General features: G+C 47.4%; 20 protein-coding genes and 1 tRNA gene. 10 read left to right on the plus strand and 11 right to left on the minus strand.

All coding sequences use genetic code 11. From position 1 onward, the window contains the following. Nucleotides 1–8: 8 nt before the first annotated feature. The 3 genes from cls to HF894_RS05520 all read right to left on the minus strand — a co-directional run bounded on the left by cls (nt 9) and on the right by HF894_RS05520 (nt 4,978). Nucleotides 9–1,448: a cardiolipin synthase gene (gene cls, locus HF894_RS05510; protein WP_021847852.1), complete on the minus strand. Its 1,440-nt coding sequence runs from the start codon at nt 1,446–1,448 to the stop codon at nt 9–11. Between the two features lie 69 nt (nt 1,449–1,517). After that, nucleotides 1,518–4,466, minus strand: a complete 2,949-nt coding sequence (locus HF894_RS05515; RefSeq protein WP_075318485.1) for a TonB-dependent receptor — start codon at nt 4,464–4,466, stop codon at nt 1,518–1,520. A 98-nt stretch (nt 4,467–4,564) separates the two neighbouring features. Next, on the minus strand, nt 4,565–4,978 hold the full coding sequence (locus HF894_RS05520) for a hypothetical protein (protein WP_204971383.1): 414 nt from the start codon (nt 4,976–4,978) through the stop codon (nt 4,565–4,567). A 93-nt stretch (nt 4,979–5,071) separates the two neighbouring features. Here HF894_RS05520 and aroB point away from each other — a divergent pair, with 93 nt between their 5' ends. Together aroB and HF894_RS05530 are read left to right on the plus strand one after the other, a co-directional pair. Beyond that, the gene (gene aroB, locus HF894_RS05525) at nt 5,072–6,133 is read left to right on the plus strand and encodes a 3-dehydroquinate synthase (protein ID WP_204971384.1); all 1,062 of its coding nucleotides are present in this window, start codon (nt 5,072–5,074) and stop codon (nt 6,131–6,133) included. A 118-nt stretch (nt 6,134–6,251) separates the two neighbouring features. Beyond that, nucleotides 6,252–6,326: transfer RNA gene (locus tag HF894_RS05530), tRNA-Pro, on the plus strand. Nucleotides 6,327–6,722: 396 nt separating this feature from the next. Here HF894_RS05530 and HF894_RS15130 read toward each other — a convergent pair. Both HF894_RS15130 and HF894_RS15135 read right to left on the minus strand, forming a co-directional pair. Next, complete coding sequence (locus HF894_RS15130; RefSeq protein WP_246593147.1) at nt 6,723–8,060, minus strand: outer membrane beta-barrel family protein; 1,338 nt, start codon at nt 8,058–8,060, stop codon at nt 6,723–6,725. Between the two features lie 49 nt (nt 8,061–8,109). Next, nucleotides 8,110–9,012, minus strand: coding sequence for a carboxypeptidase regulatory-like domain-containing protein (locus HF894_RS15135; RefSeq protein WP_246593140.1), 903 nt, complete (start codon nt 9,010–9,012; stop codon nt 8,110–8,112). 153 nt (nt 9,013–9,165) lie between these two features. Here HF894_RS15135 and HF894_RS05540 point away from each other — a divergent pair, with 153 nt between their 5' ends. Both HF894_RS05540 and HF894_RS05545 read left to right on the plus strand, forming a co-directional pair. Continuing rightward, nucleotides 9,166–10,509 carry a sensor histidine kinase gene (locus tag HF894_RS05540; RefSeq protein WP_204971385.1) on the plus strand — a complete coding sequence of 448 codons (1,344 nt, stop codon included), beginning with the start codon at nt 9,166–9,168 and terminating at the stop codon, nt 10,507–10,509. Further along, on the plus strand, nt 10,506–11,207 hold the full coding sequence (locus HF894_RS05545; protein WP_204971386.1) for a response regulator transcription factor: 702 nt from the start codon (nt 10,506–10,508) through the stop codon (nt 11,205–11,207). Before HF894_RS05540 ends, HF894_RS05545 begins: the two co-directional genes overlap by 4 nt. A gap of 155 nt (nt 11,208–11,362) precedes the next feature. Here the strand turns inward: HF894_RS05545 and HF894_RS05550 are convergent, their stop codons facing one another. After that, nucleotides 11,363–12,169, minus strand: a complete 807-nt coding sequence (locus tag HF894_RS05550; protein ID WP_204971387.1) for an EFR1 family ferrodoxin — start codon at nt 12,167–12,169, stop codon at nt 11,363–11,365. Between the two features lie 297 nt (nt 12,170–12,466). On the opposite strand from HF894_RS05550, the gene HF894_RS05555 reads away from it, so the two are divergent. The 4 genes from HF894_RS05555 to HF894_RS15140 all read left to right on the plus strand — a co-directional run bounded on the left by HF894_RS05555 (nt 12,467) and on the right by HF894_RS15140 (nt 19,338). Beyond that, nucleotides 12,467–14,017 (plus strand): ATP-binding protein, encoded by a 1,551-nt coding sequence (locus HF894_RS05555; protein WP_204971388.1) that lies wholly within the window; start codon nt 12,467–12,469, stop codon nt 14,015–14,017. A 404-nt stretch (nt 14,018–14,421) separates the two neighbouring features. Next, entirely contained in the window at nt 14,422–16,740 is a 2,319-nt protein-coding gene (locus HF894_RS05560) for a TonB-dependent receptor domain-containing protein (RefSeq protein ID WP_204971389.1), read from the plus strand. Nucleotides 16,741–16,793: 53 nt separating this feature from the next. Next, entirely contained in the window at nt 16,794–18,011 is a 1,218-nt protein-coding gene (locus HF894_RS05565) for a hypothetical protein (protein ID WP_246593141.1), read from the plus strand. 79 nt (nt 18,012–18,090) lie between these two features. After that, nucleotides 18,091–19,338: a transglutaminase-like domain-containing protein gene (locus HF894_RS15140; protein ID WP_246593142.1), complete on the plus strand. Its 1,248-nt coding sequence runs from the start codon at nt 18,091–18,093 to the stop codon at nt 19,336–19,338. A 36-nt stretch (nt 19,339–19,374) separates the two neighbouring features. Here HF894_RS15140 and HF894_RS05575 read toward each other — a convergent pair whose 3' ends face one another. The 5 genes from HF894_RS05575 to HF894_RS05595 all read right to left on the minus strand — a co-directional run bounded on the left by HF894_RS05575 (nt 19,375) and on the right by HF894_RS05595 (nt 23,005). Continuing rightward, nucleotides 19,375–20,028, minus strand: a complete 654-nt coding sequence (locus HF894_RS05575) for a MarC family protein (RefSeq protein WP_021847861.1) — start codon at nt 20,026–20,028, stop codon at nt 19,375–19,377. 52 nt (nt 20,029–20,080) lie between these two features. Beyond that, nucleotides 20,081–20,779, minus strand: a complete 699-nt coding sequence (locus HF894_RS05580; RefSeq protein ID WP_204971390.1) for a YjjG family noncanonical pyrimidine nucleotidase — start codon at nt 20,777–20,779, stop codon at nt 20,081–20,083. 131 nt (nt 20,780–20,910) lie between these two features. Then, a complete protein-coding gene (locus tag HF894_RS05585) occupies nt 20,911–21,771 on the minus strand; it encodes a Cbp1 family collagen-binding glycoprotein adhesin (protein ID WP_021847863.1) in 861 nt (286 codons plus the stop codon). 30 nt (nt 21,772–21,801) lie between these two features. Then, nucleotides 21,802–22,479, minus strand: coding sequence for a 16S rRNA (cytidine(1402)-2'-O)-methyltransferase (gene rsmI, locus HF894_RS05590; protein ID WP_021847864.1), 678 nt, complete (start codon nt 22,477–22,479; stop codon nt 21,802–21,804). Nucleotides 22,480–22,486: 7 nt separating this feature from the next. Then, complete coding sequence (locus tag HF894_RS05595; protein WP_204971391.1) at nt 22,487–23,005, minus strand: hypothetical protein; 519 nt, start codon at nt 23,003–23,005, stop codon at nt 22,487–22,489. A gap of 108 nt (nt 23,006–23,113) precedes the next feature. Here HF894_RS05595 and HF894_RS05600 point away from each other — a divergent pair, with 108 nt between their 5' ends. Continuing rightward, the gene (locus HF894_RS05600; RefSeq protein WP_021847866.1) at nt 23,114–23,710 is read left to right on the plus strand and encodes a thymidine kinase; all 597 of its coding nucleotides are present in this window, start codon (nt 23,114–23,116) and stop codon (nt 23,708–23,710) included. 19 nt (nt 23,711–23,729) lie between these two features. After that, nucleotides 23,730–24,845: an AI-2E family transporter gene (locus tag HF894_RS05605; protein ID WP_021847867.1), complete on the plus strand. Its 1,116-nt coding sequence runs from the start codon at nt 23,730–23,732 to the stop codon at nt 24,843–24,845. Nucleotides 24,846–24,852: the final 7 nt, after the last annotated feature.

Below are 24,852 nucleotides of genomic sequence, written 5' to 3' on the forward strand. Positions count from 1 at the left end.
AATCTTGGTCACAACAATGGAGCCAATAAACGAACCAGACTTTCCAAAGCTTTTCTATACCAAGGACGTTTAGCCCAAGTTTTCAAATGTAATTGTACACAATCGCGTTGATCCTGTAAAAAGATCTCACGCATCAACAAAGCTGTCTCTACATCATAAATAAAGGCATTTACCTCAAAATTGTGTTCGAAGCTCCTGAAGTCCATGTTGGTGGATCCCACTGTAGACAATGCGTCATCAGACACCATCAATTTGGAATGGAGAAAACCTTTTTTGTAAAAATAGACTTTTACACCTGCTGCCAGAATTTCATTCAAATAGGAGCAAGATGCCAAATGAATAATACGCGCATCAGCCTTCTGCGGAAGCATCAACCGCACGTCCACACCAGCCAAAGCAGCTGTACGCAACGCAACAAGAATAGAATCCGTCGGCAGGAAATAAGGCGTTTGAATATAAAAATATTTTTTAGCACAACCGATAGCCATCACCAACCCTTGCATGATCTCATTCCAAGGCCCTACCGGTTCACTCGTTACAATCTGTACCAACGATGTACCGCAAGGCTGTAATTTGGGAAAATATCGGGCAGCAGTCATCAAAGTACAATCTACAAAATACCAGTCAAGCAAGAAAGTTGTCTGCAACCCATGTACAGCCTTACCTTCTACCAGCAAGTGCGTATCTCGCCACACGCCCCATGGAACCCCTTTCACATAGCGTTCCGCCAGGTTCATACCCCCAATAAATCCAATACGCCCGTCTATGACTACAACTTTTCTATGGTTTCGGTAATTAACTTTACTAGTAAATAAAGGGAAACGGACTTTCAAGAAGCTACGGACATCAACACCCGCTTCACGCATTTCTTCATAAAAACGATTGGGAACATGCCAACAGCCTACATCATCGTAAAGTAACCTAACTTCTACACCGCTCTGTGCCTTCTCTATCAATACATCCCGTATCATGCGTCCTACGGCATCATCCTCAAAAATATAAAACTCCAGATGGATGTGATGAACAGCCTTCTGAAGTTCCCGCAAAAGAGCCTGCAACATCGCATATCCTGAGGTAAAAGTTTCGATCCGATTGCCATCGAAAGGAAGAGATTGATTTGTATTTCGGAATAAAGATATCAATCGGCTATAAGCCAAAGGCAAGGAACTGGAAGTCTGGGACATATACTCCAGTAACGGTTTTTTCTGCAAGCTATTATAACCTTTGCGGTTTATTATACGCACATGCCGCTGACTCCGTCCGAAGAAAAAATAAAAAACAAGCCCCACAATGGGCAGAAAAATCAGAACCAATATCCAAGCTAAAGTTTTGACAGGATTGCGGTTGTCAAGAACAATCACCAGAATTGTCCCTAACACAACACCGAAATACACTACATCAAAAGTTGCTGTAGCAATTAGTCCAACTAGAGTACTCCAATCAAACATTTGTTTTCCATACCATTTATATGGAAAACAAATGTAGAAAAAACATTGGGAAAAAGCAAACTTATTTCATTAGAAACGACGGCGTCCCGGCCCACCCATGGGAGGACGATGTCCACCAGGGCCAAAGTTCATCTGCCCCCGTTTATCACGAGCTTGTTTCCCACCAAATATATTCAAACGATAGATGAAATGCAACATACAATAACTGTTCACTCCATTGTATTTATATACCGAACGTCCACTTGCCGTCAGTGAACGGCTGATATTGCTCTGCTGATGCAGAATATCATACATCTCAAAGCTGACAGTAGCATCACCTTTCAAGAAAGTCTGTGAAAGCTGGGCATTCCAAATCAATTCATCGCGATTCATGCTGGAATCTGAATAGCCACGACGACTCTGATTAGCAATATTGGTAGACAAACTCATTCCCCATGGCATACTTACGGTCGTATTGGCTCCATAAGAATAAGTATATGGTTGCTGGTTGTTGGAAGGGGTTAGCTTATCTTTTTCTATCGAGTAAGAGAATGTCCCATTCAATCCGAATTCCAGCCAGTCATTACGATATGTGCCATTCAACCGTTCATTCAAAGTCAGGTTGGTAGTTGTATTCTTCTGCTGTACAGCCTCAGCCCCGTTACCGGTTGTCAGATAACCGACGTTGTTGTTATAGGACAGATTACTGAAAGAGCCAATATTGAATTTCTTGTTTTTCAGTGCCGAATTGATGCCGAACATACCGAATGCGCTCCAATTTCCATTTATATTCTCAGGTTTCGTCACCCATCCACCCGTAGAAGAGTTATAGGTACGCGAACTGCTGATGCTATTCTGCGTCATCTGCATGTTGACATGCGAGAATATTCCCTGTTGGCGATCCACATTATATGTATTGTAGAATATACGAAGGCTATGATTGAAAGAAGGCTTCAAGTAAGGATTACCCTTGGTAATGTTCAGCGGATTGGAGTCGTCCGTCACATCCAACAAGTTCTCCATGCCCGGCTGTGAACTACGTCCACGATAAGTGACACGCAACTGGCTTACCTTCGAGAAACGATAACGGAAATCCAAGTTCGGAGCTACATTGAAGACATTGCGTACAGCCAATGTATCCATGGCATCCTTCTTATAGGACAACGAGGTCTTTTGCGGCTCAAGATCCGCACCAACACTCAACTGATATTTCTGACGAATGAAACGCAAACTGGGACTGAAACGATGCGTATAGGTCTTGTATTCAGCAAATTTACTCAGGCTCATATCATAACCATCTTCATAATCATCAGGCAGGGCCTCACCAAAATTCCAATCTTCACCTAAATCATAGGCTTTCTTGTCACTCTTACTATAACTGTAGTTGAAACGATAACGGAACTGCAAGAAAGTAGCCTTCCAAAGCGGTTCGCTATAAGTCAGCTCCAGGCTATAGTTGTAACCATCAGTCGGAGTAGTTACATAACGACGAATGATATTTTCTGGGGTTACCGTACCATCTTCATTCTGTTGAAAATAGCGGGTATTAGAAGCTGTATATTGCTTACTCTCCGAATCGTCATAACCGATTGTACCACGGAACGTGATGTTACGTCCCATAGAATTCAGTTTACGGTTGACCTGCAAAGTTGCATCTGCCGAAAGGGTCTTACTGTCACTGCCCGAAAGGCTATTTGAAGTATTGACACGAATAGAATCCAACGGATCTTCTTCACTGTCCGCATCAAAAATCTCATCGGACAAATTCATTTTAGAGAGTTTGGTGATGTCAAGATACTCATTCGGGTTCGTAACTACAGCATAAGGATCACTATTAAAGGTACCCGATTTAGAATCGGCAGTACTATAACTTTTCCCCCAACTGAAATTAGGACGGAATATAATGTTGGTCAGCGTATCGGGTTTCCATTCCAATCGAAAATCCGCATGAAAATCTTTATTTCCACTCGATGTACTTGAGATGGAGTTATTAAACGAAGAAGCCTCACCACCTGTCAGGAAGTTTTCAGTGTAACCGTCACTATAGACATCATTGCCACGGTAATTGTAACGCACACTACCACCCATATCTATCTTTTCCGTCTCTGTGGCAAAGTTCAAGCCCAGTTCCTTGGTCGAAGTCAAACCGTTATTCCTACGCCAGCGCGGCCCGCCACCACCAGCCGAGAAACCTTGGTCGTTTACATTATTGGCACCTGCAATGAGCGACACTTGCGTCTTATCATAAAAATAATTCACCATAGCACGTCCCATATAGCGGTCTTCCGTACCTCCAGACAAGTCAATATTGCCAAAGATACCTTTGTTCATACCTTTCTTGACCGTCAGGTCGAGCACCGTTTCTTCCTCACCATCATCAATACCTGTAATACGCGCCAAGTCCGATTTCTTATCATACGTTTTCAACTTGTCAATCATATCCACCGGCAAGTTCTTCAAACCCGTTTTCACATCCCCGCCAAAGAACTCCTTGCCATCCACCATGATCTTGGAGATTTCCTTACCGTTTATCTTCACATTACCATCATCATCCACTTCCGCACCAGGTAACTTCTTTACCAATTCCTCGAGCATAGCTCCCTCTGGAGTACGATAGGCCGAAGAATTGAAAGCTACCGTATCTTCCACAATCTGTACCTGCGGTGCTTCAGCTACAATGACTGCCTCGGCCAGCATAATGGCATCCGATTCCAACGTCAACGTACCTAAACGCTTATTGGGAGCAGAAGCAGTAAGTTGCAAGGGAAGAAACAGTGTTTTATAACCGATATAAGATACTTTTAGGACATACTTTCCAGCCTTTACCTTAGGCAATGCAAAACTACCTGCTTCCGAACTGGCCGCACCCGTAACATAAGCGCTGTCCGGCAAAGACAATAACTGGATAGTAGCCTGTGCAGCGGGAGCCTTGGTGTCATCTTCGACAAGCCGTCCCGAAACGGAAATAATCTTGCTCTGCGATACTGCCGACAGCGCTACAGCCCAAAGCAGCACTACCAGCAAAAAAGTCTTTCTCATTTGTGTCTATTCTTAAAAAAACATCTATTAAACGTGATGTTTCATTTGACACATATCTCCACTAAAGGTTTAATGAGAGCAGATGTTTTTTTCGCATTTTATCGACCATTTCCCCGAAATAGTCGATTAACTGACGATTTCTTTATACCAAATTCCAAGCACAAGACATTAATTAACAGAAATATCAGAAAAGACGAACCATCCACAGTAAAGACATCCCCCTGAGCCACCCGATAAAGCATGATACCAAAGACATACAGTACCGTCAGGAACATGGCATTACGGACAGCCTTGTTGCGGACCTTCACCGTCTCTTCCGACTCATGTTTGCTTAATGCAAAGATAATCATCAGCGCCCCCATCATCATCAACAGCTTTGCACACTCTTTATAAAACAACAGATTGGCATCGGTCACCCGCCCCATCAGGAACATCAGAAAGGGAAGAAACAACGCCAAAGCAATGATAAAATAGCCCAAAGGCCGACAATATACAGGAAGCAATGCATTCATAAGTTTACTAATTTTCGTTCAACATTATCAATGCAAAGATACGTCTTTCAAAGATAAATCCTATCTTTGTCAGCAGAAAAAAGCAAATACAACATGAGCAAACAAGAAGTGATATTGTGCAAAGAGCTGGAAAGCAGCCTGACGCAAGCCATCGAAAAATGTTCCCCCGACAGGCTTTTCGTCCTGACCGACGAACACACGCACCGCCTGTGCCTACCCCAAATCAAGGATATCCCCGTCATGCGGCAGGCGCAGGAAATCGTCATCGGAGCCGAAGATGTGAACAAAACCCTGGAGACACTGGCTCAGGTATGGCAAGCGCTGAGCCAACAAGGCGCTACTCGCCACTCACTCCTCATCAATCTGGGAGGCGGCATGGTGACCGACCTGGGAGGTTTCGCGGCTGCCACCTTCAAGCGCGGCATCGCCTACATCAACATTCCCACTACCCTACTGGCCATGGTCGACGCTTCGGTAGGAGGAAAGACAGGCATCAACTTCAACGGGCTGAAGAACGAAATCGGTGCGTTCGCTCCCGCCAATTGCGTACTGCTCGACACAGAGTTCCTGCGCAGCCTCGACGCTCACAACTTCTTCTCCGGCTATGCCGAAATGTTGAAACATGGCCTCATCAGTACGCCCCAACACCTCGATGAGCTACTCGCCTTCGACACCGAGCAGCCCGACTACGTCCTATTGAAGAATATGGTAGGCCGCTCTGTACAAGTCAAGGAAGACATTGTAGAGCAAGACCCCAAAGAGCATGGTATCCGCAAAGCGCTCAACTTGGGTCACACCATCGGACATGCCTTCGAAAGTCTGGCCTTGGCTGAAAGCCGTCCCGTGCTCCATGGCTATGCCGTGGCGTGGGGCCTGGTTTGTGAGCTATATCTCTCACATCTTCAAGCAGGTTTTCCCCAAGACCGCATGCGTCAGGTCATACAGTTCATCAAGGAAAACTACGGTCCATTCCCCTTCACCTGCAAACACTACGACCACCTGTACGAGCTGATGCTGCATGACAAAAAAAATACGGCCGGCGTCATCAACTTCACCCTGCTGAAAGATGTAGGTGAAATCAGCCTCAACCAGACGGCCGATAAAGATACTATTTTTGAGACGTTCGACTTCTTCCGCGAGTGCATGGGGTTGTAAAAGCCCCTCCATACGCTGCCTTCAGCAGCTTTCGAAGAATTATTTTTGTATTTCTTGCGAAAAAGTCGGCCATATATTTGCAGATTCAAAATAAAGCCGTACCTTTGCATCCGCAATTCGGGGTGTAGCTCAGCCCGGTTAGAGTACGCGTCTGGGGGGCGTGTGGTCGCTGGTTCGAATCCAGTCACCCCGACTGGTGAAAATGAAGGAGTTAAGTCGTTGACTTGACTCCTTTTTTCTTTTATTCTATAACAAATCTACAACATTTCTATGTCCATACCGCCAATGTAGATGTTTGCGTCGCTAAAGTAGATGTTTACAATGCTAATGTAGATGTTTACGCGGCTCAAGTAGGTAGTGACGATTTCATTCATCAAACACCCTCTTGAAAAAACTTTGTTAGAAAAATGCTTTCACGCCTTCACAAGCCTGTAAACATTTAGCAATCAAAGCAATATTGTGAAGGGGCGACCTTTCACTCCTAACTCACAAATTTCACCGTAACGCACTCTATACAAGCATATTACAATGAAACTTCACAGGATATACTCATCTTTCACGAACTAATAAAGACCGTACCGACAACAAATTAATAACCGAAACGCGACGTGTCCACATCCTTGTGTTCCTTTGCCTTGTAGCCACCGAACTTATAGGTAAACGACAGGGAGAAAGAACGGCTGTCAGCATGCTGGTTTATCTCGAACCGCTGCCCCCTGTCGTTCACACGGGCGTTAGGGGTGGCACTGTTGAACAAGTCATTGCCCGACAGACGAAGTTCGGCTTTCTTGTCGGCAGAAGTCCATTTCAGTCCGGCATCAACTTTCCAAATGGAGGACAAATCATAATTTCCCTGAACGGAAGGACTGACATACAGACCGTTCAACTCCAGGCTGATGGCCGGCTTGGAGGACAGGCGGAAGGTATTGTTCAGCATCGCGATTCCCCGCCAAACGCAGTTATCGAAGCCGATGGCATGATAGTCTTTGCAAACATCCCTGAGGTAGGAGCCGTTCAGTGTGAGGCGAGAGTTCCAAATGTTGCCGACCGTGAAGGGCAGTATCACCGAAAGGCCGAAGTTCTGTTCGTAATCGTAATTCACCGTCTGATAAATCATCGTCAGTTCGTCGGGGCTTTGATAAGCCAACTGGGCGAACAAGTCTTTTACATGGGTATAGTACAGGCTGAAGATGTATTTGCTTTTTAGTATATAGGTCAGGTCGGCGGTATAGTCCGTCGAGGGGCGAAGGGCGGGATTTCCCACCACTTTGGTATAGCCGTTGAGGTAGCTCGTAGCGTCCTGCATGCTCCAATAGTTGGGATAAGCCTTGTCTGATGAAAAAGAGAATTGGAAGATGTGCGAAGCCGACGGCACATAGTTCAACTGCAGGGAGGGATAGGCAGCCCATCGGTCGTAACCGGCCAGGCGGTAATATTCCCCGGCAACGGACAGAGAGAACGAAAGACGCTCGCCAAAGGCTTTCTCCAACCCTCCATAGAAATTGTAGGTCCGTTCGTCTAGTTCCGTATCCGAGTTCAGTGATGACATGTCATTTCCATCTTGCGCATGATATAACTGGGCACTTTTCTCTTGGGCAAAAGAGAAATTGATGCCGTAGTTCAGACTCCAATCCAAGGGCAGGACGTGCATCTGGCCGGCATAGACATTCCAGCGGTTGATGCGCTGGCGACTGTCGGCCAAAAACTCCTGCTCGACATTACCTGCCCGATTGCTGAACTCCTGTACGCTCGGATAGGAATAAGAGGTATAATCCAGCCCGACATTCATACCCCAACGTGCCGTATAGTCGAGGTTGAAGTTGTGCATCTGTTCGTCTCCCTTTCGAACATTGGACGACTCCGACAAGGAGCCTGTTGAGTTTTCAACCGTTTTGATGTTGGGAGTGACGGCTGCCGTATAGGCCATGTTCAGATGATCGTTCTCCGTTATCCGATAATCCAGAGAGGTACGGATGTTATGGGTCAGCTTTCTCCTCAAGCCGGTGTTGTATTGCTCCACCTCGTGTACCACGCCGCCCAGCGTATGGTGGGAGATGAAATCGTACCCCGTCCGCCGTCTGGTATAGTCGGCCGCATAGAGCACATCCGCCGTCACCTTCCGCGTTCCGAAAGAAAGGCTCATGCGGCCGCTGCCCTGTGCAGCGGGCTTGAGTAAAGTCGGCTCCAACTTCTCCACGCAGGAAAGGTTCCTCGGACTTCCGATTCTTCAGCACCAAGTTGATGACCGCCCCTCGTACACGGTACTTGGCCGGCGCGCTATACATCACTTCCGCCTTCTCCACGTTGCCCACAGGCGTATTCTTCAGCAGATTGGCCAGTTGTTCGCCCGACATGGACGAAGGGCGTCCGTTCAACACTACCGTCACGCTTCCTGCTCCAATCAGGCTAAGGCTCCCGCCCTGCTCCCATACTCCCGGCAGGCGGGTCAAGGCTTCGTAAGCGTTGCTTGCTGTCGTCTTTTTGGCCAGGGCTTCCACGTCGTAGGTCAGGGCGCCGTTCTCTGCCTTCACCAAGGGACGTTCAGCACTGACCACCACTTCGCCCAAGGCATAGGCATCCTGTTCGTCCATCGTCACCACACCCATATCACCTGCCGCATCATAGTCCTTCACCACACTCTTGTAGAGCAGATGCTGAAAAATCAGGCGATACCGTTTCAACGTCCGATGGAACACAAAGCATCCCAATGAATCAGTCGTCACACCATCGACAAATACGGAGTCCGGTGTCTGCATGACTACCGTTGCGCCCTCAATCGGCCGTTGGTCCTTATCCGCCACACGTCCTTTTACCTCCTGCGCAGCCAAGCGGGTGGCTGCCACAATCAAACTTACTGTCAGAATTACAATCTGTTTCATAAAGCATTCATTCTTTTTGTTTTCATGCCGCAAAGTAACGGTCTTTACGGCAGAAAGCAGGTTATGGCCTCGTTACGCTTTCCTTATATTATTGTTAGGAAACGCCCGATTGTTAAGAGATTGTTATATCTTTGCCGACAAATCGAGACACTTATGCCCGGCAAATACATCAAAATAGTCACCTTTCTGAGTCTGATTGTCATCGTGGCCATCCAAGGCTCGTGGCTGGCCCACACCTACCGGCTGATTGAGACGGAACTGTTGCAGGTGGGCAACCGTCTGTTTCCGCAGGCCGTTGTGGACGAGGCCAAGACGCGTCTCGACCGGCTAAGCGACACCCAAGGCGAAGACATCACCCTCAGCTTCTCTACGAATTTCGACTACCAACGGGAAATCGACCAAACGCTGTTCGAGTATCTGACGATACTTGCCAACGATTACGCCGACTCGGTCTATCACTCGTCCATCTCCCTGCCGCTGGCCGACTCCATCTTTACAGTCCGTCTGGCACAAGAAGGGTATCAGGCCCAGGTGAAATGCCAGCTGGTCGACTCCCTGGGTGCTCCCCTTCAGGAAGAGGATGCTTCTGCCTGGCACCATCCGTTCAAGACCCTCCGAACCAATCCTGTCTATCTGAACAGGGAACATACCCAAGCCGTGCGGGCCACCATCCTGAACCCTTATTGGATTGCCTTCCGGCAGATGGGCGTCCTGCTTGTGGCCACCGCCCTGCTGCTGGTCTTTGTGGCCGGATGTATCGTCTATCAGGTGCGCATCATCATCCGCCAGAACCGAATAGCCCGCCTGCGGCAGGACTTCACCTACGCCATGATCCACGACATGAAGACGCCCATCACCACCATCTCCATGACCGGGCATACACTGGAAAGCGGCCTGCTGGACCGAAACCCCGAACTGAAGAAACAGTACTTCGCCATCCTGCACGAAGAGAGTGCCCACCTGCTCGGCCTGTCCGAAAAGATTCTGACCATCGCCAAGCTGGAGCAGTCGCGCCTGAAGCTGGCGCAGGAACCGGTCAGCCTCCCTACCCTGTTCGACGAGCTGACGCAGAAGTATCGGGTCCAGACCGACAAGGAAGTAACCCTTGAAACCCATTGCCCCGACTCCCTGCTGGTGACGGCCGATGCCGAATACCTGAAAGAAGCCCTCGGCAACCTGATAGACAATTCGCTGAAGTATTCCGACGAACGTGTCACCATCCGCCTCTCTGCCGAAGAGCAGAACCGCCACATCCTCATCCGGGTGTGGGACAACGGCTGGGGCATCCCGCTGAAACAGCAGAAGCACATCTTCGAAAAGTTCGACCGCGGCGGGCTGGAATACAAGAAGGAGAAGAAAGTGTCCGGCTTCGGACTGGGCCTGAACTTTGTCTACAAAGTCATCACGGCCATGGGCGGAAGCGTTTCGGTGAACAGTATAGAGGGCAAGTTCAGTGAATTCACGCTGACGCTGCCCGCTCCAAACAAGAAACTATGATACGAGTATTGCTGGTAGAAGACGACAAGAACCTGTGCTTCATCCTGAAGAGCAGCCTGGAGCAGATGATAGGCGGTTACGAAGTGACCACCGCCCCCAACGGCCGGGAGGGGCTGGAACTGCTGGAGCAAAAGACGTTCGACGTGATTGTGTCCGACGTAGAGATGCCGGTCATGGACGGCATGACCATGGTGCAACACATCCGCCGACACCATCCCCGGCTGGCCATCATCTTCATCACGGGACTGACGACGGCACGCGACGTCATCAACGGCTACCAGTCGGGTGCAGACTTCTACATCAAGAAACCTTTCCTGCCCGAAGAGCTGAATGCCCACATCCAGGCCGTGCTGAAAATGAAACAGAGTGCCCCCGCCCCGCAAACCGAAGAAGCTCCCACGAAAGAAGAATATGCTATCGGCAATTATCGCTTCCTGCCCTCACAACACCAGCTTTGTTACGGAGAAGAACGACAGACACTGACGCCCAAAGAAGCGCAGATACTCGAAATGCTCTGCCGCCGGAAAGGACAGGTGGTCCGGCGCGACGACCTCCTGACCGCCGTATGGGAAACGGCCGACTTCTACTCCTCGCGCAGCCTGGACGTCTTTATCACCAAACTCCGCAAGTACCTATCCCAAGACCCCACCGTATCGCTCAAGTCACTGAAAGGTGTAGGCGTCTGTCTGGAAGACTAAGCCTCATCGCCCTCCCACGAAGCACGGCATGAGGGTGTAACGCAGTGCTTCGTCACCCCCTCACGAAGCACTTCCTGATACCCTGACGAAGCACTGTGTCAGAGGGTCACGAAGCACCGTGTCAGGAAGGCAAAAAGAACGGAGTCCGCATACTTTTATTTACAGGGACAGGTATAGTAGCCTTTGCCCCGGGTTTTCGAGCCGTAGGCTATGGCATGCGTGGGGCAATAGTGATAGCAGGCCAGGCAGTTGAGACACCGGCCGTGCCAGACGGGCATGTGTTTGCCCTCACACTTGGGGTGTACAGCCGTCAGCGTGATGTTGCCCACGGGACAGGCCTCCACGCAACGGCCGCAACCGATACAGGCCTCCGCATCGGCACGGAACGCCTTGTCCGACGTCATGAAGCGGGCGAACAGCGGATAGACCACGCCCGTCTTCAGCCCCGGCAACGTGCCCCTCCAGGTAAAGTCGCCATGTACCCCTGCACTGATTTGCTTCGCCACTTGCCGGACGGCGGCCGGAACGGCATCCAGCTTGCGGTCGCGCACCTCGGCACGGTCCACATCGAAGCCGGGAAAGAGGACATACGTGTTGGGCATGAACACCGTGAAACCGGCATCGGCCTGCAGCCCTGCCCTACTCACCGTTTCGCTCCACATGCGGTACAGGAGGCCTGCGTCATCGCCGCAGGTTGCCAGCAGGCCGACGTAGTTCCGACCGGGCACATACCCCTGCACGTCCATCGACGCCAGCACATCCGCCAGATACTTGGGCAATCCCCACGAATGCACGGGAAAGACGAAGAGCAACGGCTCGCCCCCGGCCAGCGTCACCGCCAGCCGTTCCGCCCCCGGCCTCATGTACGGGCTCATATCCATCACCGGCTGGCCGCCCAATTCCCGGGCCAGCAGAGCCGCCACATAGCGACTGTTTCCTGTTGCTGAAAAATAAAGTATCATAACGTTTCTATAACAACGATGCGCCCCGTTCGTTCATCAGGCGGGGCTTCTGCCTACAAAAATAAGGATTAATCCGCTCTATCCGTACAAATCGCCTCAAGAAAAAGGCCGCCATCGGCCGCCTGCCAACAAAAAGCGTCCATAAACGCGTCGCGTTATTCCTTTCTTTCTTTTATTATTTTTGGATAAGACAGGATGCGGCTCGGCACAGTCAAACTGAAAAACTTTGCTTTTCGTTTGTCTCTGCCCTCGCCTTTCATTATTTTTGCAAAAACAATCATTTATCACAGAGAAGCCATGAGCAAGATTTATCCGGTAGGCATACAGAGTTTTGAAGAAATACGACGGGGAGGCTATTGCTATGTTGACAAGACCGCCTTGATTTATCAACTGGTGAAGACAGGTAAATATTACTTTCTGAGCCGTCCGCGCCGCTTCGGTAAGAGCCTGCTCATCTCTACACTGGAAGCCTACTTCCTGGGAAAGAAGGAACTTTTCAAGGGGCTTGCTATGGAAGAGCTGGAAAAGGACTGGACGACGTACCCTGTACTGCACCTCGACCTGAACGCCCGGAAATATGTGGATGCTTCCTCATTGAACGCCATCCTGAACCAGCATTTGGAGAGTTGGGAGGCCATCTATGGCGACGAGAAGAAAGACCGTGCTCCCGAAGAGCGCTTTGCTTGGCTGATCGAGAAGGCCTGTCGCACCACCGGACGGAACGTCGTGGTGCTGGTGGACGAATACGACAAACCCATGCTCCAGGCCATCGGCAACGAACCGCTGCTCACCGACTACCGCAACACGCTGAAAGCCTTCTACGGCGTACTGAAGAGCTGCGACAAGTACCTCTGCTTCGCCCTGCTGACGGGTGTGACGAAGTTCAGCAAAGTCAGTGTGTTCAGCGACTTGAACAACCTGATGGACATTTCTCTGTCCAACCGTTTTGCCAACATCTGCGGCATTACAGAGAACGAACTCTACCGCGATCTGGAGGAAGACATCCGGCTTCTGGCCGAGGCCAACGGAATGAACGAAACCGAAGCCAGACAGACACTGAAAGAATGGTACGACGGCTACCACTTTGCCGAAAATACGGAAGACATTTACAACCCGTTCAGCCTGCTCAATACGCTGGCCGAAATGAAGTTCGGCAGCTACTGGTTCGAGACAGGCACGCCCACCTTCCTCGTGGAGCTGCTCCAGCGCAGCAAGTACGACCTGCACCGCCTGGCCGAAGAGATGGCGACCGCCGACTCACTGGGCGGTATCGACACGATGGAGACCAATCCCGTCCCCATCCTCTACCAGAGTGGCTACCTCACCATCAAGGGGTTCGACAAAGAATTCAGGACCTATGAACTGGGCTTCCCCAACAAGGAAGTAGAAGAAGGTTTCACCAAGTTTCTGTTGCCCAACTATGCGTCTCTTTCTTCGGGCAACCCCTCTTTCGAGATAAGCAGCTTCGTCCGGGAAGTCCGAGGCGGCAACGCCGACGCCTTCATGCGCCGCCTCCAGAGCTTCTTTGCCGACACACCCTACGAGCTGGCACGCGACCTGGAACGGCACTACCAGAACGTGCTCTTCATCGTCTTCAAGCTGCTGGGCTTCTACACTCAAGCGGAATACCGCACGTCCAACGGCCGCATAGACATGGTAGTGAAGACCGACCGCTACATCTACGTCATGGAGTTCAAGCTGAACGGCACTGCCGAAGAAGCCATCCGCCAAATCAATGAGAAAGGCTACGCTGCCCCCTTTGCCTCCGACGGAAGGATCCTCTATAAGATAGGTGTCAACTTCAGCAACGAAATCCGGGGGATAGAGAAGTGGATTGTTGAAGAATAAGCAAACTAACGAAAGATGAAATAAACATATTACAGCAACAAGATTTTCCATAAACTTGCATACTTCGTTTTTTATCGATTACTTTGCGTGCAAATTCTAACGAAAAAGAGATAATAAGAAACAGAAAGTAGAATAAAAAGACATATTACAAGCAACTTGTAAACGTATTATTTGGCTTTAGTAAATCTGGTAAATTGAACTTGGTCCCAAATAATAAGTTGAAAAGTCAGTTTGTACCCTGCATAAGGGCACAGGCTGCTTTTCCTTATTGTGGACCCAAGGTTTTACCAGAACCTACTAAAGCCAATAAGTGAAAAGTTTAGGCTGTGTCCTTTCTTTTTGCTCCTACGGTTAAACAATAAAATGACATCCCACATGAACTATCCATTAAAAACTACTATATAATGAAAACTCTCTTATCAGTATTTATCAGTACATTTATTCCTATCAGCATCTCAGCACAAACCATCAGTGGAAAACTGGTGGACGAGCAAAACCAACCGTTGCCATACGCCAACGTAGTTCTACTATCTCTCCCCGATTCCACTTTTGTAACGGGTACCGTCAGCACCGAAGACGGAACATTCAGCCTTTCCACTACGGCAGAGAAGCAGTTGGTCCGTATCTCCTCCATAGGATATAACACCCTTTACAGAGCGGCACAACCAGCCGACATGGGGGTGATACAACTGACGACTGATGCACAGATGCTGGGTGAAGTGGTGGTGAAAGCCGATTTGCCGAAAACACGTGTAAAAGGCGATGCTATGGTGACGACTGTGACAGGAAGTGTGCTTGAAAAAGCAGGAACGGGAAATGACCTGCTCGATAAGATACCTGGCTTATCGGCAAACAATGGCTCGGTTAACGTATTCGGAAGCGGAAAGGCTGAAATCTATATCAACGGAAGAAAAATGAGAAACAGCTCTGAGCTTGACCAACTGTCGTCCGAAAATATTAAAAGCGTAGAGGTCCTCCGCAATCCTGGTGCCAGATATGATGCTTCAGTGAAGGCTGTAGTGCGTATAATAACCAAAAAACCACAGGGAGAAGGATTCGGTTTCAACAACCGTACATATTTGGGATACCAATATGACCTTGCTTTGCTCGACCAGTTCAACTTCAATTACCGCAAGGGAGGTTTCGACCTCGGAGGAATGCTATTAGGAAGCGACTACAAGTTCGAAAACAACAAGATTATTACACAGAAAACATACCTGGATAAAGTCTGGACACAAAATTCAGATATGAAAAATCCGACTCATAGCCAGTACCTTTCTGCCATGCTTTCCTTGAATTATCAGTTCAATGAAAATCATGTGATGGGGGTAAGGTATGATTTTAGCAGAAGTCCTAAAATTGAGATGCGAGCGTATATGAACTCTTCCATTCATGTGGATAATCTACTTGAAGAAGAAAGCAAAAGTAAACTACATTCATTAACCACAAACAACAGTCATACTGTGAATGCCTACTATAATGGAAGTTTCAATGACTGGAAAGTGGATTTTAATGTGGATGGAATGTGGATAGATAACAATAATCCAACTGTTTCAGAAGAAAATGTCAAGAAACCGGACAATACTGAAGACAATCGCATTATCCATACGTTAGGGAATAGTAGTAATGAACTTTACGCCGCCAAACTGATAATGGATCATCCATTATGGGGTGGTAGTTTCTCCATCGGTAGTGAATACACCTACAGCAACCGTATAGACAGATACGCAAACGATGAGAATATTATCCCTGACAACGAGAATAGAATCAGGGAAAATGCCATATCTGCATTTGCCATGTACGCACGCAGTTTCGGCCAGTTGCAAGCTCAGGCTGGTGTGAGATACGAGCATCTGGGTTCCGACTACTATGAGTTCGGCAAAAGAATGGATGAGCAAAGCCGTACATACGACAATGTATTTCCTTCAATATCCGTATCATATCCTATTGGTAAAGTCCAGATGATGCTGAGTTATTCAGGTAATATAGAACGACCAAGCTACAACAAACTGTCAAGTTCTATAATATACGCCAACAAATATACATACGAGAGTGGAAATCCGTTTCTGCGTTCTTCCATACTAAATACGTTGTCGTTCAACACTTCATGGAAATGGCTCTATTTCAGTATGAATTACAGCCACATCAAGGATATGCAGACACAGATAAGCCAGTCATATTCGGATGAAGATCCTTCCATCTCTCTGTTCACTCATACCAATGTCCCTAAAATGGACAAGCTGAATGCCACTTTATCCGCATCTCCTACTATAGGTATATGGTCACCGCAGTTCACAGCCATGTACAGCCAGCAATGGCTTGTGATGGACACACCGGACGGTCCAAAAAATCTTAATAATCCTATCGGTTACTTCCAATGGAATAATACATTCAGCTTCCGCAAAGATTTCCAGTTCAGTATAGATCTGGAGACTTCAACACGAGGTGAAGACATCACCTACCGTACAATCAAGCCGGGAAGTTCGGTAAACCTTTCATTATATAAAGGATTCTTGGATGGTAAACTGGCCGTGCAACTGCAAGCTAACGACATTTTCAATACTTCATCTTCGGACATACTGTTGTACAGCGGTAACCGCATTATGATATATGAGCCGGAATCGCGCCGTAGTTTTGGTATGACAGTACGATACAAGTTCAATGCAACCAAGAGCAAATACAAAGGAACCGGAGCCGGCGATAGCCAGAAGAGCCGTATGTAGATCTTGTCTAAAATCCAAGAATGATCTTGAATAAATAATTTTATATTTTATATATGAGGAAGTTATTGTTTTTTATTTTCAGTGCTTTTACAGCCATTGCATTAAAGGCACAGACACCCTCTATCGAGGCGTTGCGTACATGCGCAGCTGAAAAGGGAATGTCTCCCAAAGAATACATATTCAAACTGTTTGAGAAATCGGATATAGTAGTGCTGGGTGAGCGTGACCACCGCGACACGGTACAATACGACCTGATTCACGACATCCTGGCCGATCCTCGTTTTGTTGAGCAAGTGGGATACGTCTATACCGAAGTTGGCTCGTACAACATGAACGATGATGTAAACCGCCTGCTGCAAGGCAGTTATCCAACGGAGGCGGCTTTCATGGACAGCCTGTATGCCTATTATAGAAAGTCGGAGACCTTCTATCCAATTTGGGAGAAATACAACCGCGTTAAATTCCTGAAAGGTATATATGAAATAAACCGTACTTCTTCAAGGAAAATTAAGCTCGGACTAACCGACCGAGAGTTCTCATGGGATGAGATTCGTACTGTAGAAGACTACAAGAAATTCTGGGAATCTCGTACAGTGAACTATCGCGACAGTTTAATGGCTGCCCATATTTCGGAAATGTTTGCCCGCCAGACACCCTTGAACGGTAAGCGCAAGGCATTGGTGATAACCAGTCAGCCGCATGCCATCAACTATTCGATGATTCTCAAAAAGAAAAATACGGTTTATGGAACACAGGGATGGTGGATGAAGAAAATCTTTGGAGAAGAAAAAGTCAGAATCGTGATACTGAATTGGTTTGATTACAACCTGTTTGACGGAAGTAATTTCCCGATGACGGGTGAAGGACATTGGGATGCAGCCTTTGAACTGATGGAATGCCGCCCGTTCGCTATTGATTTGAAAAACACGCCATACGGAGAAACTGCTTACAACGGTCTCATCGGAGGTACTACGATTAATGTAAAGAACAAGTGTTGGCAGGATGTGGCCGATGGGCTTATCTACTATGCACCCCTCTACGACCATGTTGCTGCATGGGGTATTGAAGGCCTTATAACCAAAGAGTTTGAACCTGAAATCAAACGCCGTCTGACCATATTCTTCCAAGCAACACAACCCGGCGCAGAAATACCCATGGAGGCTGCCATTGACGAATACAATGTTTTTCACGCCCACCCGGCTGCCATTAAAAGCAAAGAGGAAGTGAAAGAAATTATTCGGAAAGTGCTGGAAAAGAATATTCGACAATAATAGAGTGGTATTGAATAATTAATCCTACATTTGTAGACTGAACAACCTATTGACAACTACTTTTTAAACAGAACACACAATGAAAAGACTGAAAACAATCCTGCTGAATCTGCTGTTGGCCCTAGTCATCCCGGCAAGCCTGTCGGCACAAACCGATGCCGAACGGAAGTTTCTGGCCTCTGCCGACTCGCTGAACACACAGCTTCTCAACGCATATACCGGGAAGGACTATCCGGCTACCGAAGCCCTCTGCCAAAAGGTTATCGACCTCTACGACGCACATGCGTCGCAACTGGCCGAAGGCTATGCCTATTTCAAATATTCCAGCTACTACACCATGGCCAGCGTCCAGGCAATACAAGGGAAAAAGCAAGAAGCCGTCAGCAACCTGTTCAAAGCCCTGAACAGCAATAAGATGGAAGTCAGCTACAACAGGGTAGTCAATGATGAGGACCTGAAAGACATTCTGGATGCACCTGAATTGCAACCCGCCCTGAAGCGACTGAAAGAGACCACCGATTACCTTTATATCCTGCAAAATGCGCCGGAATACACCCGCACGCAGCCAGCCGACAGCCTGCCCCGAATTGCCTATGCGCAGGCCGACGAGCCCGACCTGAAGCGCGTCCGTAACTATTTCCGGCTGGACAGCGTGGCCGTGGCGGGCGACGAACTGGCCACCATCAAACACATCCTGACCTATATCCACGACAAGATACGCCACGACGGGCAGAACGGCAATCCGACAGGCGGAAACAACTCCATCAACTTTGCCGAGGCCTGCAAGGACGGCAGCCGGGGCCTGAACTGCCGCGGACTGGCCACGGTGCTGAACGAGTGCTACCTGTCGATGGGCATCCCTTCGCGCGTCATCACCTGCATGCCGAAGAGATACATCAACGACTGCCACGTCATCAACGCCGTCTATTCGTCCACCCTCGGCAAGTGGCTCTGGATAGACCCCACGAACAACGCCTGGGTGACCGACGAACAGGGCAACCTACTGAGCATACAGGAAGTGCGCGCACGCCTCAGGAGCGGCCAGCCCGTCCGGGTGAACGAAGAGGCTAACTGGAACAACGAAAAGAAGACCACGACGGAAGAGTATCTGTACGAGTACATGGCCAAGAACCTGTTCTACCTGGAAAGCTGGACGCGCTACGGGTTCAACACGGAAAGCGACTATGAGAACCTCATCAACTACATCTTCCTGCAACCCACCGGCTGCGACAGCAAGCAACGGAACCCGAGGAACTTCTCCGTCAACGACGACCGGTACTTCTGGCAGCCGCCACATGCAGGCAGTTGCCCTCAGCTACAGAAATAAAAAGCCTTGCGCACCAACAAATGCACAGAAGCTACCCTATTGCAGGTCGACCATTCCTGTTTTCAGGATATCCACCAAGATAGGCTTCATTCCGCCTACAAAACATTCCACGGCTATCACCATCAGGATAAGGCCCATGAGACGCATCATGACATTGTTACCCGTCTCTCCCAGCACATTAACCAAGCGGGTGGAAGCACGGAGAATAAAGTAGGTCAGCAAATATATAAAAGCGATGGAACCGATCAGGACGCTTTTCAACTCAATGGTATCGGCATCCTGCATCAGGACAATAGCATTGGCAATGGCTCCCGGACCGCAAAGCATCGGAATGCCCAAAGGTGTGATAGAAATATCGTTCGCATACGTTTTGATCTCTTCGTCCTTCAGCTTCATCGGCGTATAGCGTGCTTGCAGCATGTCGAAACCGATCTTAAAAATAATAACTCCACCCGCTATGCGGAAACCGTTGGTGGAAATGCCAAAGAACCAGAAAAGGAACTGTCCGGCAAAAGTAAAGACCATGATAATGATAAAGGCAGTCAACGTGGCACGGGTAACCACGCTGTGCCTCTCCTTATCGGTCATTCCCTGCGTCATGGTCAGAAACACAGGCATGGTGCCCAATGGATTGGTCAACGTAAAGAAAGAAGTCAGGCACAAAAGTGCAAAAGGTAAAATTGTATCCATAATATCAGTTATTAACAAATAGTCTAAACAAAATCGAGCAACAACAGCCCTATCATAAAAATGTAAGCAATTCCTTCAAATCCTTGATGTGATAAGTCGGCTTAAAAGGTAATTCACTCCGCCCTTCCACATCAAAAAACGCCTGATGCATACCCACGCCATAGGCTCCGGCAACGTCATTTTCCCAATTATCGCCTACCATCAACGAATCTTCCAGATACGACTGAGTAGCCGACAAAGCGAAATGAAATATCGGAGCATGAGGCTTCAAGACACCGATATCATCAGACAAGACTACTTTCCGGAAATAGCCGTCGATACCCGCTGAACGCATCTTATGGCATTGTAACTCCTGAAAGCCGTTTGACAGAATATAAAGATTGTAACGTCCTGACAAATAGTCGAGCACTTCACGAGCATGAGGCATCAGCTTTGCTTTTGTAGGAATCACCGAGAAGAAATCATCCGAAAAACGTTTGGCCAGTTCTGCGTCCCCCCATCCTACCTGCTCCAGCGGATAGAGAAAGCGCTGGCGATTCAGTTCATCTTTTGTGATCTTTCCCTGTCCATACTCTTCCCACAACTCTACGTTCCGCTTCTGATAAAGCTGATAGAAGTGGTCGAAGGAAGAGAAAAAACGGTCATACGCATACTTGTGATACATTTCCTGAAACGTATCATAGGCATTTTCTGAGAAAGCCCACAACGTATCATCCAAATCGAAAAAGATGTTTTTATATCTACGGGACATAGGAGAAAGATTAAGACTCTCTAAAGAAACTGCAAAAAAACGCAGACCTATGCTGAGGGTTACTGAGAATATTTCTCAAACCTCTCTGCAAAAGCCTGCGTTTACATCACTATCGATTTATTATCTACAGCTTATTTCACCTGGATCACAAGATATTTGGAAACACTCCAGAACTCTTGCGGATTGGTAATCTTCAGTGTAAGCTGGTTCTTATCATCTTTCTCGAATGCATAGGAACCGGCAGGATGGTTAGTCAAAATGTCAGCCGACTTGGAATACAACTTGATTTCCTTGGTCGTACGGATATCGACTTCTGTAAAATAGTCCTTGTTGACTTCGGCATCCTGAAGCACTTCACCTTTCTTGAGAATATTCTGGTCTTTCAGTTCCTTCTTGGTTCCGAAAACAAACCAGGCTGTATTCAACGCCTTGTCCTGTTGGGAAACGGTCTTGGCTTTGGCTTCGTTTTCTGCAGTAAGCTGCTCCTTCTGTGTAGTCAGGTCGGTAACAGCTGCATCCAGTTCCTGAATACGGATATTCTTTGATGCCAGCTCTGCCTGCAATTCCTCAATCCGCTGAGCTTTATCAGCTAAATCCTGTGTCAATTGTTCAACTGCACGCTTCAGTTGTGCCGAGTTTGTCTTGCTACTCTTTAGCATTTGTTGCAGTTTCTCAATCTGCTGCTTGTTTTCTTCCATCTGTTTGCGGATGAATTCTATATCAGAAGCCATCTGCTGACGAGCACTCAACGAACCTTCTGCGACCGAACCACGCTGCAGGTCCACCCGATTTTCAGCAGCATTAATCTGCCGGAAACCTTCAGAAATATCATTGAATGTACCCATCATCTCGTCTAACTCAGCATCACGCTGGCCCAATACAACTTTCAAAGAATCATTCTCGGCCCTTAACTGGTCTTTGCTCTCACCTGTAAAATTGTCGCATGAAGCCACAACGGCCGCACATACTACCAAAAAAGCTAATTTTTTCATACGCTTTGTTTTAACGTTTAAAGTTGGTTTTTATTCTTTGTCTATTCCTGCTATCACTATTACTATTTCGCCACGAGGTTCATTGGCCGTAAAATGGGCAACTAAATCACTCAAGGTACCACGTACGGTTTCTTCATGCACCTTTGAAATTTCTCTTGAAACAGAAGCTTGCCGTTCTGTTCCAAAACATTCGGCAAATTGCGTCAAGGTCTTTACCAAACGATAAGGCGATTCATAAAACACCATCGTTCGCGACTCTTCGGCCAATACTTTCAGACGCGTCATACGTCCTTTTTTCTGGGGCAAAAAGCCTTCAAAGCAAAATCGGTCACACGGTAACCCAGATGCGACCAAAGCCGGCACAAAAGCTGTAGCCCCCGGCAAGCATTCCACTTCTACTCCATTCCTCGCACATTCGCGTGCCACCAAAAAACCAGGATCGGATATACCCGGCGTACCAGCATCTGATATCAACGCTACCGTTTCACCTCCCTTTATACGATTAACAACACTTTCAACCGTTTTATGTTCATTGAACTTATGATGAGATTGCATAGCATTCTTTATTTCAAAATGCTTCAGCAAAATGCCGGATGTACGCGTGTCCTCTGCCAGAATGAGATCAGCCTCTTTCAATATACGAATAGCTCTGAAAGTCATATCTTCCAGATTACCTACCGGTGTGGGGACAATGTATAGTTTTCCCATAATCCGTTCAATTGAAATACTTACGCAAAAGTTCAACAAAATCCACTACAGCTTCGTTCTCCTCTTCAACAGGTACTTCTTTTTGAAACAAAGCTATGGCTTCCTCAAAGGAAACGGCTGCATTCAATTCCGTAAATACCCGATTCATCCGTGCAGCATCTCCGCCAAACAATTCACGAGTAAAACGGAACGAATCGTTCAGGCTGACAGCATGGCGCAAGTCAGTCGCAGGTTTTATCCGTTCGCCCAATATGGCCGACGGAGAGGGCTGCTCTTCAGACACGTGTACAAGAGCAGAAGAAGGTTCCGTGATTTTCACTTCCTGCCTGGTAGGTATCGGTTCTCTCTCTTCTACGATTTCCTGCCTTACGACGGCTTCGGGAGTCTGGGACCTTGTTCCAGTCTGCAGCAATTTATTCAATTCCGCAAATTTATTCTGCAATTCGTCCAAACGCTGTTCCATGCGTCCGATACTCCCTTTCAGGACATCCATTTCTGTCCTTATATCATCTAACAGTTTCTGCATATCCTTCGTTGCATACTTATTAATGGTACAAATGTAGAAATAAATAATGAAAAAACACGAGGAAGCGAACAAAATGATTACTTTTGTACGGATTATAACAACAAAGGGATGAACGTTTTTTCAGAAGATCATATACAGGAAACCAGCAGACGTGGACGGATAGAAGTCATCTGTGGATCAATGTTTTCAGGTAAGACAGAGGAACTTATCCGACGACTGAAACGAGCGAAGTTTGCCAAACAACGGGTCGAAATATTTAAACCAGCCATCGATACACGCTATTCAGAGGCCGAAGTTGTGTCACACGACAGCAATTCCATTGCTTCAACTCCCATTGATTCATCAGGCACTATCCTGCTTTTTGCTTCTGAAATTGACGTAGTCGGTATAGACGAAGCCCAATTCTTTGACAATGGCCTGATAGACGTCTGCAACCAACTGGCCAATAATGGTATTCGAGTCATTATCGCAGGCCTCGACATGGACTTCCGTGGCATCCCGTTCGGCCCCATGCCCGGCCTATGCGCCATAGCCGATGAGGTGACGAAAGTACATGCCATTTGTGTCAAATGTGGACAACTGGCCTCCTTCTCTCATCGCACAGTAAAAAATGACAAGCAAGTGCTTCTCGGAGAAACGGCTCAATATGAGCCCCTATGCCGCACATGCTATTTGAAGGCAATCCAAGAAGACAGCAAGAAATGAAAAACCAAATTCGCGCATTATGGAACGTAAGAAAATCACTTTCGACAGCTTTATACGCGGCGCTATCATTTGCGGCGTTGTCATTGCCATTCTGATGCTTTTGAAAAGGCTTAGCAGCGTACTACTACCCTTTTTCATCGCATGGTTGGCCGCTTATTTGATTTATCCGTTAGTAACATTCTTTCAACATCGGTTGAAATTAAGGAACAGGGCTCTTTCTATATTTTGCGCTCTCCTTTTATTAGCTGCCATAGGGACAGCAGCTTTTTATCTGTTGGTTCCCCCAATGGTCCAAGAGTTCAGTCGAGTCAAAGATCTGCTGATGGCCTATTTTACAGACAGCAGCTATGGTAGCAATGTACCACGTAGTCTATCAGATTTTCTACGAGAAAACATAGACCCGGCATTACTCAAACAACTTTTTCAAGAAAAAAACCTACTGAATATGTTGAAAGAAGCTGTACCTCCTTTATGGTCATTGGTCACAGAATCCATCAACCTTATATATGGAGTATTCACGATATTCATTATCTTACTCTACATCGTATTCATATTGTTAGATTATGAAAGTATTTCCGAAGGTTGGCCACGTTTACTTCCGGCAAAATACCGTCCCTTCCTGACAGGCATTATGAACGATGTAAAAGAAGGCATGAACAAATACTTTCGCGGTCAGGCATTTGTCGCATTATGTGTAGGCATTTTATTCAGCATCGGTTTCCTCATCATTGATTTCCCTTTGGCTATCGGCCTGGGGCTATTCATAGGTCTTCTTAACCTTGTCCCTTATTTACAGATTATCGGTTTTATCCCAACCATTATATTAGCTATCTTGAAAGCAGCCGATACAGGAGGAAACTTTTGGATCATTTTAGCAGCAGCCCTTGCCGTATTTGCTGTTGTACAAGCCATTCAAGACGGTTTCATTGTACCACGTGTAATGGGTAAGATAACAGGGCTAAACCCGGCTATCATCCTGCTTTCACTTTCCATATGGGGTTCACTGATGGGAATGTTAGGCATGATTATAGCGCTACCGTTAACCACACTTATGCTTTCTTATTACCAAAGATTTATTATCGATCGGGAGAAAATCGAACATACAGAAAGCTCTAAAAATCAAACACATGAATAAATATCAA

Source organism: Caecibacteroides pullorum (assembly GCF_019239235.1).
Classification (GTDB): domain Bacteria; phylum Bacteroidota; class Bacteroidia; order Bacteroidales; family Bacteroidaceae; genus Bacteroides; species Bacteroides pullorum.